A 13942-nucleotide genomic window follows, 5' to 3' on the forward strand; every position below is an offset into this window, starting at 1 on the left:
CGGCAGCGCCAAAAGTCATTCCCCCGCCAGTTCCCAGTCGGCCTGTTCGGCCGCGTGCTCGAGCGGAACGAACTCCCAGTCCGCCGCCGCGGCGATGGACTCGTCGTCCGTGGATTCGAGACCGACGACCGCCATCCGGTCGGCGTAAAACATCGAGGACGGGCCGATGTCGGCGAGACGCTCACCGGGGCCGTCGCCGGAGCCGTTGAAGAAGTCGATATCGAGGCCCGTCTCCCGGAGGAACGAGTTGATTTCGTGCGCGTCGACGTGGCCGACGATACCGATCCAGTCCGCCCACTCGTTCGCCTCCGCGAGCGCGGCTCGGACATCCGCGAGGCGCTGGACGGCGTCGAACGTGAACGCGAACGTGAGGTCGTCCGCGCCGCCGCCGTGGGGTCCAGACGCCTGCGGCGCTTCGGGTTCCTGCTCGCCGCCGGTGCCGCCGCTCCCGGCGCCACCTGATTCGACGGGAATGCCGACGGGTTTGTCCTTGTTCTCGTGCGGGACGTGCGGGATGCGGTCTGCGTTCGTCTCGCTCGACGGACTGCCGACGCCGGCGTCCGTCGCAGCGCCGCCGTCGATCGACGCCGCGTCTTCGGGCGAGGCGTCGGAGTCCCCGCGACCCCAGAACCACTCGCCGTCGTCCGCGTCCTGTTCGTCCTGCGTGTCGGTCTCGATGTCGTCGAGGTCGATTCGTTCCGTCATAGGTCAGTGAGTCCGAGTCGGTCGCGCGTCGCCGGCGTTGGCCGTCCGTGGTCGTCCCAGCCCCGGCGGTCGTAGTACGTTTCGAGGAGCGATTCGAAGCGGTCAGCGTCGACGGACGCGCCCGCCGCCGGCCCGTCGGGGAGCGGCGTTGTGAGCACCGCGGGCAGCGAGTCGTCCGCCCGGTCGAACCCCTCGCGGACGTTGAACAGGCGGACGAGGTTCCAGACGCGCTCACCCAGCAGCCGGAGGTCGGCAGGGGTCGCGTCGACGCCGACCGCGGCGAGCAGTGAGGCGCCGACGTCGTCGAACGCCTCGCCGACGAAGTCGTCGAGTCCGAGGCTCCAGAGCGCCGACCGGCGGTTCTGTTCCTCGATGACGGCGTCCACGCGCTGGTCGTCCGTCCAGTCGCCCGCGACGGCGGACTGTTCGATGGGGCGGGCGCGTCGGTGGCAGGCACCACGGTCGCTGGTCGCGTACGCGAGCGCCATCGCGGGGGCTGCCCGGGGGTCGTAGGCGGGGAGTTCCATCGCCTTCACCGTCGGCACGTGCTCGGCCGCGCCCAGTTCTTCGGCGGCCGCGGCGACGCCGTCCGCGAGCGCGTCTCCGAGCGCGGTCTCCCGACCGGCGACCTCCCGAATCAGGGCGCGCGCGGCGTCCGCGTCACCGAAGTCGACGTCGCGGTCGACGTGACCGTCGGCGCTCGCGCGAGCCGCGAACGCCACCGCGTTCCCCGCGGTGATGACGTCCACCCCGAGCCGGTCGCAGAGCGCTCCGAGCGCCGCCACCGCGTCGAAGTCGTCGATGCCCAGTCCCGCGCCGAGGGAGATCGGTGTCGACCCGCGCGGCACCGTCTCGCCTTCCGCGCTCTCCACGCGGAACCCGCCCGGTCGGGCGCCGTCGCGTTCGCGTTCCACGGCGGCGTCGCGCGCCGCCTCGATACCGATGTCGTCGGCGCCGGCGAACGTCCCCTCCTGCCAGCCCCGAGTGGGGAGCGCGCCGATCTCGTTCGCGAAGTCGACGGTCTCCAGAGTCTCGCTCGCGGCCTGCCAGCGGCCGACGTCTGACTCCGCGAACGCGTCGTCAACCAGGGCGGAGCGGTCGGGCGCGTCCGGAGCGGGGTCGCGCGCGACGACCGCTTTGAGGTTCTTCGACCCCATCACGGCGCCCGCGCCGCCGCGGCCCGCGTGGTGGTCGCCGCCGTCGGACGCGATAGTCGCGTACGCCACCTCGTTCTCGCCCGCCGGGCCGACGCACGCCACCGCGGCGTCCGGGTACGCGTCCGCGGCTTCGACGGCGTCCGCTCCCGCGAGGGCTGTCGCGGGTTCGAGGCGGGCGTCGCCGTTCTCGACGACGAGCGCGGTCGGCTCGCTCGCGCGGCCGGTGACGACGACGACGAGGTGGTCGCCGAGCGAGCCGGCGAGCCGCTGCGGGAACGTGCCGCCCGCGTACGAGTCGAGAAACGTCCCGGTCAGGGGGGATTTCGTCACGGCCGCGTACCGGCCGTCGGCCGTCACGGCGGACAGCGGACCGAGCGCGAACACGAGCGCGTTCTCCGGGCCGAGCGCGTCGGCGTTCCGCGGGACGTTCGCGTGGAGGTATCGCGCGCCGAGACCCTTCCCGCCCCGGTAGGCGTCGAGCCAGTCGTCCGGGATGGGTTCGCTTTCGATGCGGCGCTCGTCGAGTGCTACGCGGAGTGCGCGGGTCGGTGGCGTCCACGCCATTCAGTTCTCGTAGCCGGGGGACGAGGGTAAGCGTTGCGTCGGAGCCCTCTTGTGGCTCGCTCCCGGTTCGGCGAGTATGCAGAGCGCCGTCATTGTCGCGGGCGGGCGGTCGACGCGGTTCGGGGACGCCGACAAGGCCGTCGCGGACCTCGCGGGCACGCCGATGGTTCGCCGGGTCGCCGACCGACTCACCGGCGTCGTCGACGAGCTCGTGGTGAACTGTCGCGCGGATCAGCGGGACGCCATCGCGGACGCGCTCGACGGCTACGAGCGACCGGTCGCGTTCGCGCTCGACCCGGCGGAGGACGAGGGGCCGATGGCGGGCATCCGAACCGGCCTCCGCGGCGCGAACGGCGAGTACGCGGCCGTCGTCGCCTGCGACATGCCGTTCGTCGACCCGGCGTTCGTCGCGTACCTCTTCGAGCGTGCCGCGGGGGCGGATGCCGCTGTGCCCCGGGTCGGCGACGGCTGGTTCCAGACGACGCAGGCGGTGTACCGTGCGGATGCGATGGCGGCGGCCTGCGAGGACGCGCTCGACGCGGGCGAGCGGAAGATACTCGAACCGCTGTTCACGCTCGACTACGAGGTCGTCACGGAACGCGAGGTCGAAGAACACGCGGCGAACGGGACGGGGACGTTCGAGAACTTGAACACTCGCGCGGAGCTCGAGGACGCACAGGACGCCTTCTAGACCACGTCCACCAGCGGGTCGTCGCGGACGTGACTGGTGAGCGCGACGCGCTCGACGGCGGCTCGGTCGTGGAGTTCGCCCGCGATGGAGCGCGCGACCGCGAGGGACGCGTCGTCGTCGACCTTGTTCAGGACGGGGACGACGGTCGCGTCCGCGGGTACGTCTTTCAGGCCGCCGTCGGGGTGCGCGAGTACGCGGGCGACGTGTTCCGGTTCGATAGTGTCGCCGACGGCGAGGTCGGTGAGCGCGGCGACGCGTTCGGGGCGGTGGACGAGCGCGTCGTCGAGTGGTTCCCCGACGGCTTGAACGGACGCGACGGGGAGGACGGTGTCGGCGTTCGACGGGATCTGTGGCTCCTTCGCCGCGGGAGCCTTGAAGTCGCGCATCCGCGCGCCGTCCGCCTTCACCAGGACGGCGTCGACGTCGCACTCGCGGAGATCCGCGACGGTTTCGGTGTCGAATCCGCGGTAGCGGTCGGCGCGTTCCTGGGCGCGCACGACGCCGACGGGAAAGTCCGTGGCGGCGTCGACGACGCGACGGGGGTCGTCGGCGACGTGGACGGCGGTGACGTGCTCGGCGAACGGGGGGATGCGGACGGTGGCGGTGACGACCGCCCGGTCGAGCCGGTCGGCGAGCGCGTACAGTGTGGTCTTCTTCCCGCCGGCGCCGACCACGGCGACGAGGCCGCGCGCGGCGAGCGCGTCGCTGAGTTCCATACGGGCGTTCGTGGCGCGACAGGGGTAAGCGTAGCGCTACTCCGGGAAGCCGCCCGGTCGCACTGCGCGCTTTCCGGCGTCGGTCGCGCGGAAGACGACTTCGCCCGTGACGGCTTCGAGGAGGCCGCGGTCGGCGAGGACGGCGCAGCGCCGCTCGACGTAGGGTGTGTGCGCGCCGACCCGGTTGGCGATGATGGCGGCGTACTCCACGCGGTCGTCCGCGAGGAACTCGAGTATCGCCGCGTCCACGGGTCGGAGCGCTGGACTGCCGCTACGCGCGTCGCTCATACACCGTATTGTGTATTGTTACCATATAACACTACCGGGCGGGTCTACGTTGGACGCCCCCACAGTCGAGCGAGACGAGACCGACCACGGCCACGGAACCCGGCGTACTCGCCACGGGGACGCCGGACGCCTGGCGGACGGGCCGGCGGAACCGACGCCGAACCCGCAACCGCCGCCGGCCGCGTCAGACCGACGGCCGGTTCGAGAGCACCACACACGACTAAATGCCAGCCGGGAGAGGCGTTCGTATGGCCGAGACCAACCGCCAGTGGATCCTCGCACAGCGACCGAGCGGTGAACCGACCCACGACGACTTCGAACTCCGGGAGACCGAAAAACCGAGCCCGGACGCGAACGAGGTGCTCGTCGACCTCTCCTACATGTCGGTCGACCCATACATGCGCGGCCGGATGCGGGACGCCGAGTCCTACGCCGAACCCTGGGACGTCGGCGCCCCGATGGAGGCCGGCGCAGTCGGCACCGTCGAGGAGTCCAACCACCCCGACTTCACGGTCGGTGACACCGTCGTCGGCAACCTCCGCTGGGCGGACTACGTCGCCGTCGACGGCGCGGAACTCTCCCACGTCCGCACCGGCGACGCCCCCGTCAGCACCGCGCTCGGCGTGCTCGGAATGCCCGGCCGCACCGCCTACTTCGGCCTCTACGACGTGGGCGAACCCACGCCCGGCGACACCGTCGTCGTCTCCGGCGCGGCCGGCGCGGTCGGCTCCACGGTCGGCCAGCTCGCCAAACTCGCCGGCTGCGAAGTCATCGGATACGCCGGGAGCGACGAGAAAGTCCAGTACCTCGAAGGCGAACTCGGCTACGACCGCGGCATCAACTACACGGACGAAGACGTCAGGGACGCCCTCCGCGACGCCACCGACGGCGTCGACGTCTACTACGACAACGTCGGCGGCCCCATCACCGACGCCGTCATGGATCACCTCAACGTCGACGCGCGCGTCGTCGTCTGCGGCCAGATCGCGCACTACAACGACACCGAGCGCCCGACCGGCCCCCGCCACTTCGGAAACCTCATCCAGACCCGCGCCCGCGTCGAGGGCATCCTCGTCCGCGACTTCGCGCCGCGCTTCCAGCAGGCCACCGAGCGCCTCGCCGAGTGGGTCGCGTCCGGCGACCTCACCTACCGCGAAACCGTCACCGACGGCCTGGAGAACGCGCCCGACGCCTTCCTCGGCCTCTTCGAGGGCGAGAACATCGGCAAACAGCTCGTCAAACTCGACTGACGACAAGACGGAATAGGCCTCGGACAGACGATCCCGTATGGTCTCCCGCGCGGGCATCGACACCTAGCCCGACTACCAGTTCGCACTCACCGCCCCCCTGATTCTCGCCGTCGCCGCGGGCCGCATCCTCCTCGCTCTCCGCCGACACGTCCCGCTCACGACCGTCGAACTCGTCCTGTACGGCGGCCTCGTGCTCCTCGCCGGTAGTTTCGCCGCGCTCTGGTGGCTCGACAGATAGCACCGAAAAAATACCGCGTAAACCACCCCCGAACCACTCGTGTTCCCGGGTCGTTCCTCCCCGCTCGCTCGTTCGGCGAATCCTCGCTTCGCCTACTGCTCGCGTCTCACTTTGTTCGCGCTCGCTCGTTCGGCGAATCCTCGCTTCGCTCGGCTTCGCCTACTGGAAGCCCATCGCTTCGATCTGCTCCTGGTAGCGGTTCCGGATGGTGACTTCGGTGACCTGCGCGACGTCCGCGACCTCGCGCTGGGTCTTCTTCTCGTTGCAGAGGAGGCTGGCGGCGTAGATGGCCGCGGCGGCGAAGCCGGTCGGGGATTTGCCAGAGAGGAGGCCCTGTTCGGCGGACACGTCGATGATTTCGTTGGCCTTCGACTGGGTTTCCTCGGAGAGTTCGAGTTCGCTCGCGAACCGGGGGACGAACTGCTTGGGGTCGACGGGCTCCATCTCGAGGCTGAGTTCCTGTGCGACGTAGCGATAGGTGCGGCCGATCTCCTTCTGGTCGACCCGGGAGACCTCCGCGACCTCCTCGAGACTCCGGGGAATGCCCTCTTTCCGGCAGGCGGCGTAGAGGCAGGCGGTGGCGACGCCCTCGATGCTGCGGCCGCGGATGAGGTCTTCCTTCAGCGCGCGTCGATAGATGACGGACGCGACCTCTCGGACGCTGCGGGGGACGCCGAGCGCGGAGGCCATGCGGTCGATTTCTGAGAGGGCGAACTGGAGGTTGCGCTCGCCCGCGTCCTTCGTCCGAATCCGCTCCTGCCACTTCCGCAGCCGGTGCATCTGAGAGCGCTTCTTCGAACTGATGGATCGACCGTAGGCGTCCTTGTCCTTCCAGTCGATCTGGGTTGTCAGCCCCTTGTCGTGCATCGTCTGGGTGGTGGGTGCGCCGACCCGGGACTTCTCTTGGCGTTCGGAGTGGTTGAACGCACGCCACTCGGGTCCGCGGTCGACGTTGTCCTCCTCGATGACGAGACCGCAGTCCTCGCAGATGAGCTCCCCCTGATCCGCGCTCACGCTGAGGTTCGTGGAGTCACACTCCGGGCACACCCGAACGTCCTCCTGCTCGGACCCCGTCGTTTCCTCCGCCTGGTTCTCGCGCTCGCGCTGCCGGCTGGGGCGTACCATCGTACGTACACCAAACACATCGGTAGTTTTAAGCCCTTTGTCTGGCTCGTCGTGTCACTAATTCTATACGGACGCGGCGGCCCACGCGACCCCGACCGCGGCGAACGACCCGAGGAGATTCAGGGTTGCGTTCGCGGCCGCCAGTCGGGGATGCCCGCGCTCGACGAGCCGCACCGTCTCGTACGCGAACGAGGAGAACGTCGTGAACGCGCCGCACGCTCCCGTTCCAAGCAGGAGGAGCCACGGTTCGCTCGCGTTCGCGAACGTCAGGAGACCGAGCGCGAAACTCCCGACGACGTTCACCGCGAGAGTGCTCCGCGGGAATTCGCTCTCGGGAACGAGGACGCCGGCGTAATACCGGGCGAGCGCGCCGAGCGCACCACCAGCGCCAACGAGGTGAGCGGGCGGGACGTCCATCACGCGTCACCTCCGAGCGCCCGCGCGAGCGCGCGTCCGACGAGCACGCCGAGCAGTCCGAGCGCGTAGTTCGCGGCGACGTTCCCGGCGAGCACGAGCGGCGCGCTCTGCAGGCTCTCGACGGCGAACGTGCTGTACGTCGTAAAAGAAGAGAGGAATCCCGTGGCGGCGACGACGCGTGTGCGGTCGGCGAGCACGCCGACGTGGTACGCCTCGTACATGACGAACCCGAGGAGGAAGCTCCCGGCGGCGTTCGCGGCGAGCGTGCCCGACAGGCCGGGGAGGAAGAGCGCGAGGAAGTATCGGAGGTTCGCGCCCGCGAACCCGCCGACGGCCACCAGAACGGCCGTTTCGGCGGATTCGAGGCGGCTCATTCCTCGACGACGGTGATGTCGCCGACCATCCCCAGGTTCTCGTGGGGGACGCAGATGTAGTGGTAGTCGCCGGGAACCGTGAACGTGTGCTGGTGTTCGAACCCGGGGCCCTCCCACTCCTCGTGGCCCTTCCAGTCCGACTCGGCGGGGATGCCGTCCGGGACGACGTTGTGCCCGCCGTCGAACCACTTCCAGATGACGGTGGTTCCGGCCTCGATAGTGAGCGTATCGGGGGAGAATTTGTACCCGCCATCGGGCGCGACCTTCACGAGCACCGTCTCCGGCGGGAGCGACGTGACCGTGACGTTCGTTCCGCCCGCGCACCCGGCGAGCGCCGCGACCGACCCGACACCGGCCGTCCGAAGGAACTGCCGTCTGTCCATACGTGGGGTTTCGTGGGAAGCCGAAAACGCCTTCCGGTTCCGTCAGTCCATGCAGCACGTATTTAGGGATGGGTCGGCGAGGGGAGGGCACGAATGGGCCTCCGCGACATCGTTACGAGCGTCGAAAGCCAGGAGAAGACGCTGACCGTATACGGCCCGAGCGACGCGCTCGCCGACGCCGCTCGCGAGTACTTCGAGTCCCAGAACGTGCGCGTCGTCTACGAACCCGTCGCAGACCCAGCGGACGCCCGCGCCGAACTGTGCGACGACGACGGCCCCGTTCTGTCTGTGGACGTTGACGCGGTCGAAGACCTCCTCTCCGAGCGCGCAGACCGCGACTTCGGGGACGTGGCTCCCTACCGCGCCATCCTCGAACACCTCGACCGCGCGACGTTCACGTCCTACGACCGCGCGCAGATGATGACGGCGTCCCGCGAGGTCGAAGACCGCGCGTGGCGGGTCGGCGAGGGATTGCTGGTCGCGGGGTTCCAGACGCTCTCGACGTTCGAAACCCAGCACGAGGCGTACGCGTTGCTCGCTGAAACGGATCTGGACGTGCACGTGTACGGCGCGCCCGACGCGGACGTGGACGACGTCGGGACGACCGTCCACCCCATGGACTCGCCGGACATCCGGGAGACGTGGTTCGTCGCGTTCGACGGCGGCCCCAGCCCTCAACAGAAGTCGGCGTTGCTCGCGGAGGAGCGCTCGCCGGGCGAGTTCTACGGGTTCTGGACGTACGACCCGGACACCGTCGACCGCATTATCGACGCGGTTCCCGACACCGCGAACCGGCCGACGGCGTAGGCTACCCGTAGGCTTTTCTCGACGGCCACGCGAGACTGTGCCATGGTAGTTATCGACTGCGGCGTCCTCGTGGACGGCCGCGCGGACGACCCGCTCAGTGACGCCCGCATCGTCGTCGAAGACGAAACCGTCGCCGCGGTCGGCCCGCGCGAGGACGTGGACGCGTCGGACGCCCACGCCCACGTCTCGTACCCCGACGCGACCGTGATTCCCGGCCTCATCGACGCGCACGCCCACCTGCAGGGATCGCGGTCGATGAACCCGATGGACTGGGTGACCGACGGCGACGCGCTGTCCGCGGCGCGCGCGACCGCCGACCTCCGCGACCTCCTCGACGCGGGATTCACGAGCGTGCGCGACGTGGGGAGCACGACCGGCCTCGGCCTCCGCGAGGCGGTCGAATCCGGCGACATCCCGGGCCCGCGCGTGTACACGAGCGGGCAGTCCATCAGTCAGACCGCGGGCCACGGCGACAGCCACAGCCTCCCCTACGAGTGGGCGGCCGACGCCGGCCTCGGTATCTCCACGCTCGCGGACGGCCCCGCGGAGTGCCGGAAGGCCGCGCGCAAGCAGATCCGGGAGGGCGTGGACTCGCTGAAGATCATGACGACGGGCGGCGTGCTCTCGGAGCGCGACGCGCCCGACCAGAGCCAGTTCACGGACGACGAGATAGCGGCGATGACGGAGGAAGCCCACCGCGTCGGGATTCCGGTCGCGAGCCACGCGCAGGGGGCGGCGGGCATCAAGAGCGCGCTCCGGAACGGCGTCGACACCATCGAACACGGCTTCTACGTGGACGACGCGGCCGTCGACCTCCTGCTCTCGACGGACGCGACGTTCGTCCCGACGCTCGCCATCATGCATCGCATCGTCGAGCACGGCGACGAGCATGGCGTCCCCGAACACGGCCTCCGGAAGGCCCGCGAGGCCTACGACGCCCACCGCGAGAGCGTCCGGAAAGCCTACGACGCGGGCGTGCCGATAGCGCTCGGCACGGACTTCCTCGGCCCCGACCTCGTCCCGCACGGCGAGAACGCGATGGAAGCCGAACTGTTCGTGGAGGAAATCGGCATGAGCGAGATGGAGGCGATTCAGGCGGGGACGCGCGTCGCGGCGCGCACCGTCCCCGACGACGACATCGGCACGCTCGAACCCGGACAGCGCGCGGACATCGTCGTGCTCGACGAGAACCCCCTGACGGACATCTCGGCCGTCCGCGAGAGCGTGCGGGCGGTGTACGCGCGCGGCGAGGAGGCCTAGTTCAGTTCTCGGGCGCGTCCTTCCACTCGCCCATCCCCGCGGGGTCGAGGTGGATGTGCACGTCGCCCACGTCCGGGAGCGCCATCACGCGCTCGCGGAGTTCTGTTTCGAGGTCGTGGGCCTCCCGGAGCGTGTGTTCGTCCGCGACCTCCGCGTGGAACTCCACTTCGATGTCGGTACCGACGTAGTGCGCGGTGAAGTCGTGGATTCCCGCGACCTCCGCGTGGGAGAGGACGGCGTCCCGAATCGCGTCGAGTTCCTCCTCGGGGGGTGCGCGCCCGACGAGGTAGGTGATGTTCTCCCGGGAGATGGCGACGCCCTCTCGAATCACGAGCACGCTGACGAGCGCGCCCGCGATGGGGTCGAGCATCGGTTCGCCGATGGCCGCGCCGAACACGCCGACGACGGCGGCGAGACTGGTGTACACGTCGTTCAGGCAGTCCGCGGCGAGCGCGTCGAGCGCGGGCGATTCGAGCGTTTCGTTCAACAGAGTGGTGTATCGGTAGACGAGCACCATGTCGAGCACGCCGAACGCGAGTCCCGCCACCAACAGGGGGTCGAACACCACGTCGGGCGCGTGAAGCACGGCGAGACCGGCGTCGTAGAGGATGCGCGCGCCGAGCACGACGAGGGTCGCGCCGACGAACAGGGCGGTGAGCGGTTCGATGCGCTCGTGGCCGTGCGGGTGCGTGCGGTCGGGGCCTTCGAAGGAGAGGCGCCCCCAGACGAGCACGATGAGGCTCGCGAGCAGGTCGGCGAGCGAGTGCGCGGCGTCCGCGATGAGCGCGAGGCTCCCGAACATCACGCCGACCGTGCCCTCGACGAGAATCTTGAGGACGTTCCCGAGGACGTTTGCCCAGGTCGCTCGCAGGAACGCGCTCCGATCGTCCATCACCGGAGGGAGGGAGAGCCGGCAGTTAGGGGTTGCGTTCGTGCGCGCTGCACGTCGAACTACCTGGTGTCGGGACTCGTCTCGGCCGACGACGCGCCGCGGGCGAGACGACCAGCGGAGAGGGTATACGCGAGAGGGGAGAGCGGACGGTATAGCCCCGCGCGACGCGTGAACCGCGGGTTAACTGAGCGGCGCGACCGGTTACCGTAGTTCGTTACAGCGAACGCTTACAACTCTTCGTGGTGCTAGTTCACGTATGTCGTCTGATTCGCAGGGGTTCGTACACGCGACGGCCCTCGACGCCCTCCGGGAGAGCGGTCGCGAACTCGTGAACAGGAACGGACAGGCAATCGCGCTGTTCCACGCGGACGGCGAGGTGCGTGCGGTGGACAACCGCTGTCCGCACATGGGGTTCCCGCTCACCGAGGGAACCGTGGACGACGGCGTGCTGACGTGTCACTGGCACCACGCGCGCTTCGAGCTGTCCTGCGGGGACACGTTCGACCCGTGGGCGGACGACGTGCCCACGTATCCCGTGGAGGTGCGCGAGGGCGAGGTGTACGTCCGACCGGTTCCCCAGCGGGACGCGCCGCCAGCGGAGCACTGGGCGAACCGACTGGAGGCGGGGCTGGAAGAAGACCTCCGACTCGTGCTCGCGAAGGCCGCCATCGGCCTCACGGACGCCGGCGTCGACTACGACGACCCGTACGCGACGGGCGTCGAGTTCGGCACGCGCTACCGGGCGGACGGCTGGGCGTCCGGACTGACGATTCACACGGCGCTCGCGAACGTCCGCGACCGACTGGACGACGCGACGCGGCGGCGCGCGCTCTACCAGGGACTGGTGGAGGTCGCGGGCGACTGCGCGGGCACGCCGCCGAAGTTCGACCAGCCCATGCTCGACACGGACGCGGTGTCGAAGGCGCGGCTGAAGGAGTGGTTCCGGGAGAACGTCGAAGTCCGAGACCGGGACGGCGCGGAGCGCGTGCTCCGCACCGCCGTGGCCACTCTCGACCGAGCGGACGTGGCGGAACTCCTGTTCGCGGCGGCGACCGACCACGTCTACCTCAGCTCGGGCCACGCGCTCGACTTCGTGAACAAGGCGTTCGAGAGCCTCGATCACGCCGGCTGGGAGCGCGCGGACGACGTGCTCGCGTCCGTCGTCTCCGGCCTCACCGACGCCGACCGGAGCGAGGAGACCGCGGAGTGGCGCCAGCCCGTCGACCTCGCCGGCCTCCTCTTCGACGCGTACGACGACCTCCCCGAGGGCCCGAGCGGCGACTGGACCGAGCCCGACGGCTTCCTCGACACCCTGCTCGGTGACGACCCGCACGCCATCGTGGACGCCCTGCTCGACGCCGCGAACGCGGGCGCGACGCCCCGCCAGCTCTCCCGAGTGGTGCGGTACGCGGCCGCCGTGCGGGTCGCGCAGTTCTCGACGGGCAACGAGTTCGGCGACTGGAACACCGTCCTGCACACGTTCACGTACGCGAACGCCGTCCACCAGGCCACCGAGCGCACCGACGCGACCGAGCTCTACCGGGGCGCGTTCGACGCCGCGATCAACGTCTACCTCGACCGCTTCCTCAACACGCCGCCCGCGTCGATCCCGGACGGCGACCCGGGCGCCGACTCAGAGGGAGCGCTCGACCGACTCGACGACGCGTTCGACCGCGAGGGCGCGGAGGAGGTGAACCGGGCGTCGCGGGCGACCGCTGACTTCCTCGCCGCCGGCGGCGACCCCGACGACCTCATGGAGTCGCTGGGCGCGTCGCTCGTCCGGGAGGACGCGGGCTTCCACACGTTCCAGGCCGTCGAAGCCGGGTTCACGGGCGCGGCCGAGGCCGACAGCACGGAGCGCGAGCGCGTGTTCCTCGTCGCGGCCGCGCGCTACCTCGCCGCGCACACGCCGACGCGCCGGGAGCGCGAGCAGACGTACCGCATCGCCGAGCGCCTCCACCGCGGCGAAGCCCTCCACGAGACCGAGCGCTAGGGACGGATGACCGCGCGGCCCTCGATCTCGTTGCGTTCGAGTTTCGCCGCGACCTCGTTGATATCGGCGAGGTCGTACTCGGTTGTCGTGAGGTGGATCTCGCCCTGCTCGACGAGCGCGACGAGCTCCTGGAGTTCGGTGTACGTCCCGACGAGGTTCCCGCGGTAGTCGAACTCGCCGTCAACGAGATCCTGACTGGGCTGGTGGACGTGACCGCCGTAACCGACGATGTGGTGGTCGCCGCCGGGCGTGACGACGTCCGGCGCGAGCGCGGTAGTGGTGTCCGAGCCGACGAAGTCCAGGAGTTGTTTCGCGCCCCGGCCGTCGGTGATAGCGTCGACGGCGTCCGCCACGTCCTCGTCCGTCGAGTTCACGGTGTGGTCTGCGCCGAGGCTGTCGGCGAGCGCGAGCGCGTCGTCCTTGACATCGACGGCGATCGTTCGGGCGGCGCTCATCGCGTGAACGGCCTGCAGGCCGATGTGACCGAGGCCGCCGATACCGACGAGGACGCAGTAGTCGCCGGGGACGAGTTCGCGCGCGGCCTTCTTGACGGCGTGGTAGGCGGTGATGCCGGCGTCGGCGTGCGGCGCGATGTCGACCGGGTCGGTGTCGTCGAGCGTGATGGTGGCGCGTTCGCTGGTGAGGAGGGACTCCGCGAACCCGCCGTCGTGCGTGAGCCCGGAGAACGCGGCGTTCTCGCAGTACATGTCGTTGCCGAGCCGGCACGCACGACACGTCCCGCACGTCCGGAGCGGATGGCAGAGAACCGCGTCCCCCTCCTCGACAGTCGTCACCTCGTCCCCGACTTCGACGACGGTTCCGGCGTTCTCGTGGCCGAGCGTCATCGGGAGGGACTGATCGGCGTACGGCTCCCACATTCCCTCGATGATGTGGTTGTCCGTCTGGCACCAGCCCGCGCCCTCGACCTCGACGACGACCTGGTTCGACGCCTCGATTTCGGGCCGCGGCACGTCTTCGATGGTGAGCGCGTCCTCCATGTCCTCCGTGTACTCGTGTAGTCTCGCGGCGCGCATGTTCGACCGTTCGGCGGCATCCCACCTAAACGTACGTCCCGGGCCGAC

General features: G+C 69.9%; 15 protein-coding genes. 5 read left to right on the forward strand and 10 right to left on the reverse strand.

Annotated features, from left to right (window positions below; translation table 11 throughout):
• Positions 1-15: 15 nt before the first annotated feature.
• Positions 16-705 (reverse strand): hypothetical protein, encoded by a 690-nt coding sequence (locus FQU85_RS11010; RefSeq protein WP_145847853.1) that lies wholly within the window; start codon positions 703-705, stop codon positions 16-18.
• Complete coding sequence (locus FQU85_RS11015) at positions 702-2426, reverse strand: aldehyde ferredoxin oxidoreductase family protein (protein ID WP_145847856.1); 1725 nt, start codon at positions 2424-2426, stop codon at positions 702-704. The genes FQU85_RS11010 and FQU85_RS11015 overlap by 4 nt, the downstream gene beginning before the upstream one ends.
• 76 nt (positions 2427-2502) lie before the next feature.
• On the opposite strand from FQU85_RS11015, the gene FQU85_RS11020 reads away from it, so the two are divergent.
• The gene (locus FQU85_RS11020; protein WP_145847858.1) at positions 2503-3117 is read left to right on the forward strand and encodes a molybdenum cofactor guanylyltransferase; all 615 of its coding nucleotides are present in this window, start codon (positions 2503-2505) and stop codon (positions 3115-3117) included.
• On the opposite strand, the gene yqeC is transcribed toward FQU85_RS11020, so the two are convergent.
• Together yqeC and FQU85_RS11030 are read right to left on the reverse strand one after the other, a co-directional pair.
• Entirely contained in the window at positions 3114-3833 is a 720-nt protein-coding gene (gene yqeC, locus FQU85_RS11025) for a selenium cofactor biosynthesis protein YqeC (protein WP_145847860.1), read from the reverse strand. The two genes, FQU85_RS11020 and yqeC, sit on opposite strands and share 4 nt — an antisense overlap.
• A gap of 36 nt (positions 3834-3869) precedes the next feature.
• On the reverse strand, positions 3870-4121 hold the full coding sequence (locus FQU85_RS11030; RefSeq protein WP_145847862.1) for a DUF2250 domain-containing protein: 252 nt from the start codon (positions 4119-4121) through the stop codon (positions 3870-3872).
• A gap of 248 nt (positions 4122-4369) precedes the next feature.
• On the opposite strand from FQU85_RS11030, the gene FQU85_RS11035 reads away from it, so the two are divergent.
• A complete protein-coding gene (locus FQU85_RS11035; RefSeq protein WP_145847865.1) occupies positions 4370-5371 on the forward strand; it encodes an NADP-dependent oxidoreductase in 1002 nt (333 codons plus the stop codon).
• 397 nt (positions 5372-5768) lie between these two features.
• Here FQU85_RS11035 and FQU85_RS11040 read toward each other — a convergent pair whose 3' ends face one another.
• From FQU85_RS11040 to FQU85_RS11055, 4 genes are all read right to left on the reverse strand, one after another.
• Positions 5769-6734, reverse strand: a complete 966-nt coding sequence (locus FQU85_RS11040) for a transcription initiation factor IIB family protein (RefSeq protein WP_145847867.1) — start codon at positions 6732-6734, stop codon at positions 5769-5771.
• Positions 6735-6797: 63 nt separating this feature from the next.
• Positions 6798-7151 carry a fluoride efflux transporter CrcB gene (gene crcB / locus FQU85_RS11045; protein WP_370516757.1) on the reverse strand — a complete coding sequence of 118 codons (354 nt, stop codon included), beginning with the start codon at positions 7149-7151 and terminating at the stop codon, positions 6798-6800.
• Positions 7151-7525 (reverse strand): CrcB family protein, encoded by a 375-nt coding sequence (locus tag FQU85_RS11050; RefSeq protein WP_145847872.1) that lies wholly within the window; start codon positions 7523-7525, stop codon positions 7151-7153. Before FQU85_RS11050 ends, crcB begins: the two co-directional genes overlap by 1 nt.
• A complete protein-coding gene (locus tag FQU85_RS11055) occupies positions 7522-7908 on the reverse strand; it encodes a plastocyanin/azurin family copper-binding protein (RefSeq protein WP_145847875.1) in 387 nt (128 codons plus the stop codon). The genes FQU85_RS11050 and FQU85_RS11055 overlap by 4 nt, the downstream gene beginning before the upstream one ends.
• A gap of 93 nt (positions 7909-8001) precedes the next feature.
• On the opposite strand from FQU85_RS11055, the gene FQU85_RS11060 reads away from it, so the two are divergent.
• Positions 8002-8715 carry a DICT sensory domain-containing protein gene (locus tag FQU85_RS11060; RefSeq protein WP_145847877.1) on the forward strand — a complete coding sequence of 238 codons (714 nt, stop codon included), beginning with the start codon at positions 8002-8004 and terminating at the stop codon, positions 8713-8715.
• A 42-nt stretch (positions 8716-8757) separates the two neighbouring features.
• On the forward strand, positions 8758-9975 hold the full coding sequence (locus tag FQU85_RS11065) for an amidohydrolase family protein (protein WP_145847879.1): 1218 nt from the start codon (positions 8758-8760) through the stop codon (positions 9973-9975).
• Between the two features lies 1 nt (position 9976).
• On the opposite strand, the gene FQU85_RS11070 is transcribed toward FQU85_RS11065, so the two are convergent.
• Positions 9977-10867 (reverse strand): cation diffusion facilitator family transporter, encoded by an 891-nt coding sequence (locus FQU85_RS11070; RefSeq protein ID WP_168219983.1) that lies wholly within the window; start codon positions 10865-10867, stop codon positions 9977-9979.
• Between the two features lie 256 nt (positions 10868-11123).
• Between FQU85_RS11070 and FQU85_RS11075 the strand changes: the two genes are divergently transcribed.
• Entirely contained in the window at positions 11124-12860 is a 1737-nt protein-coding gene (locus tag FQU85_RS11075; RefSeq protein ID WP_145847882.1) for a Rieske 2Fe-2S domain-containing protein, read from the forward strand.
• Here the strand turns inward: FQU85_RS11075 and FQU85_RS11080 are convergent.
• On the reverse strand, positions 12857-13894 hold the full coding sequence (locus tag FQU85_RS11080; protein ID WP_145847884.1) for an NAD(P)-dependent alcohol dehydrogenase: 1038 nt from the start codon (positions 13892-13894) through the stop codon (positions 12857-12859). The two genes, FQU85_RS11075 and FQU85_RS11080, sit on opposite strands and share 4 nt — an antisense overlap.
• Positions 13895-13942 lie beyond the last annotated feature (48 nt).

Source organism: Salarchaeum sp. JOR-1 (assembly GCF_007833275.1).
Taxonomy (GTDB): domain Archaea; phylum Halobacteriota; class Halobacteria; order Halobacteriales; family Halobacteriaceae; genus Salarchaeum.

Bases quoted from the DNA above. Each gene is read 5' to 3' on its own strand.
- FQU85_RS11015 (WP_145847856.1), bottom strand. From the start codon at position 2,426: ATGGCGTGGACGCCACCGACCCGCGCACTCCGCGTAGCACTCGACGAG.
- FQU85_RS11060 (WP_145847877.1), top strand. From the start codon at position 8,002: ATGGGCCTCCGCGACATCGTTACGAGCGTCGAAAGCCAGGAGAAGACG.
- yqeC (WP_145847860.1), bottom strand. From the start codon at position 3,833: ATGGAACTCAGCGACGCGCTCGCCGCGCGCGGCCTCGTCGCCGTGGTC.
- crcB (WP_370516757.1), bottom strand. From the start codon at position 7,151: ATGGACGTCCCGCCCGCTCACCTCGTTGGCGCTGGTGGTGCGCTCGGC.
- FQU85_RS11065 (WP_145847879.1), top strand. From the start codon at position 8,758: ATGGTAGTTATCGACTGCGGCGTCCTCGTGGACGGCCGCGCGGACGAC.
- FQU85_RS11075 (WP_145847882.1), top strand. From the start codon at position 11,124: ATGTCGTCTGATTCGCAGGGGTTCGTACACGCGACGGCCCTCGACGCC.
- FQU85_RS11030 (WP_145847862.1), bottom strand. From the start codon at position 4,121: ATGAGCGACGCGCGTAGCGGCAGTCCAGCGCTCCGACCCGTGGACGCG.
- FQU85_RS11035 (WP_145847865.1), top strand. From the start codon at position 4,370: ATGGCCGAGACCAACCGCCAGTGGATCCTCGCACAGCGACCGAGCGGT.
- FQU85_RS11010 (WP_145847853.1), bottom strand. From the start codon at position 705: ATGACGGAACGAATCGACCTCGACGACATCGAGACCGACACGCAGGAC.
- FQU85_RS11080 (WP_145847884.1), bottom strand. From the start codon at position 13,894: ATGCGCGCCGCGAGACTACACGAGTACACGGAGGACATGGAGGACGCG.
- FQU85_RS11070 (WP_168219983.1), bottom strand. From the start codon at position 10,867: ATGGACGATCGGAGCGCGTTCCTGCGAGCGACCTGGGCAAACGTCCTC.
- FQU85_RS11055 (WP_145847875.1), bottom strand. From the start codon at position 7,908: ATGGACAGACGGCAGTTCCTTCGGACGGCCGGTGTCGGGTCGGTCGCG.
- FQU85_RS11020 (WP_145847858.1), top strand. From the start codon at position 2,503: ATGCAGAGCGCCGTCATTGTCGCGGGCGGGCGGTCGACGCGGTTCGGG.
- FQU85_RS11050 (WP_145847872.1), bottom strand. From the start codon at position 7,525: ATGAGCCGCCTCGAATCCGCCGAAACGGCCGTTCTGGTGGCCGTCGGC.
- FQU85_RS11040 (WP_145847867.1), bottom strand. From the start codon at position 6,734: ATGGTACGCCCCAGCCGGCAGCGCGAGCGCGAGAACCAGGCGGAGGAA.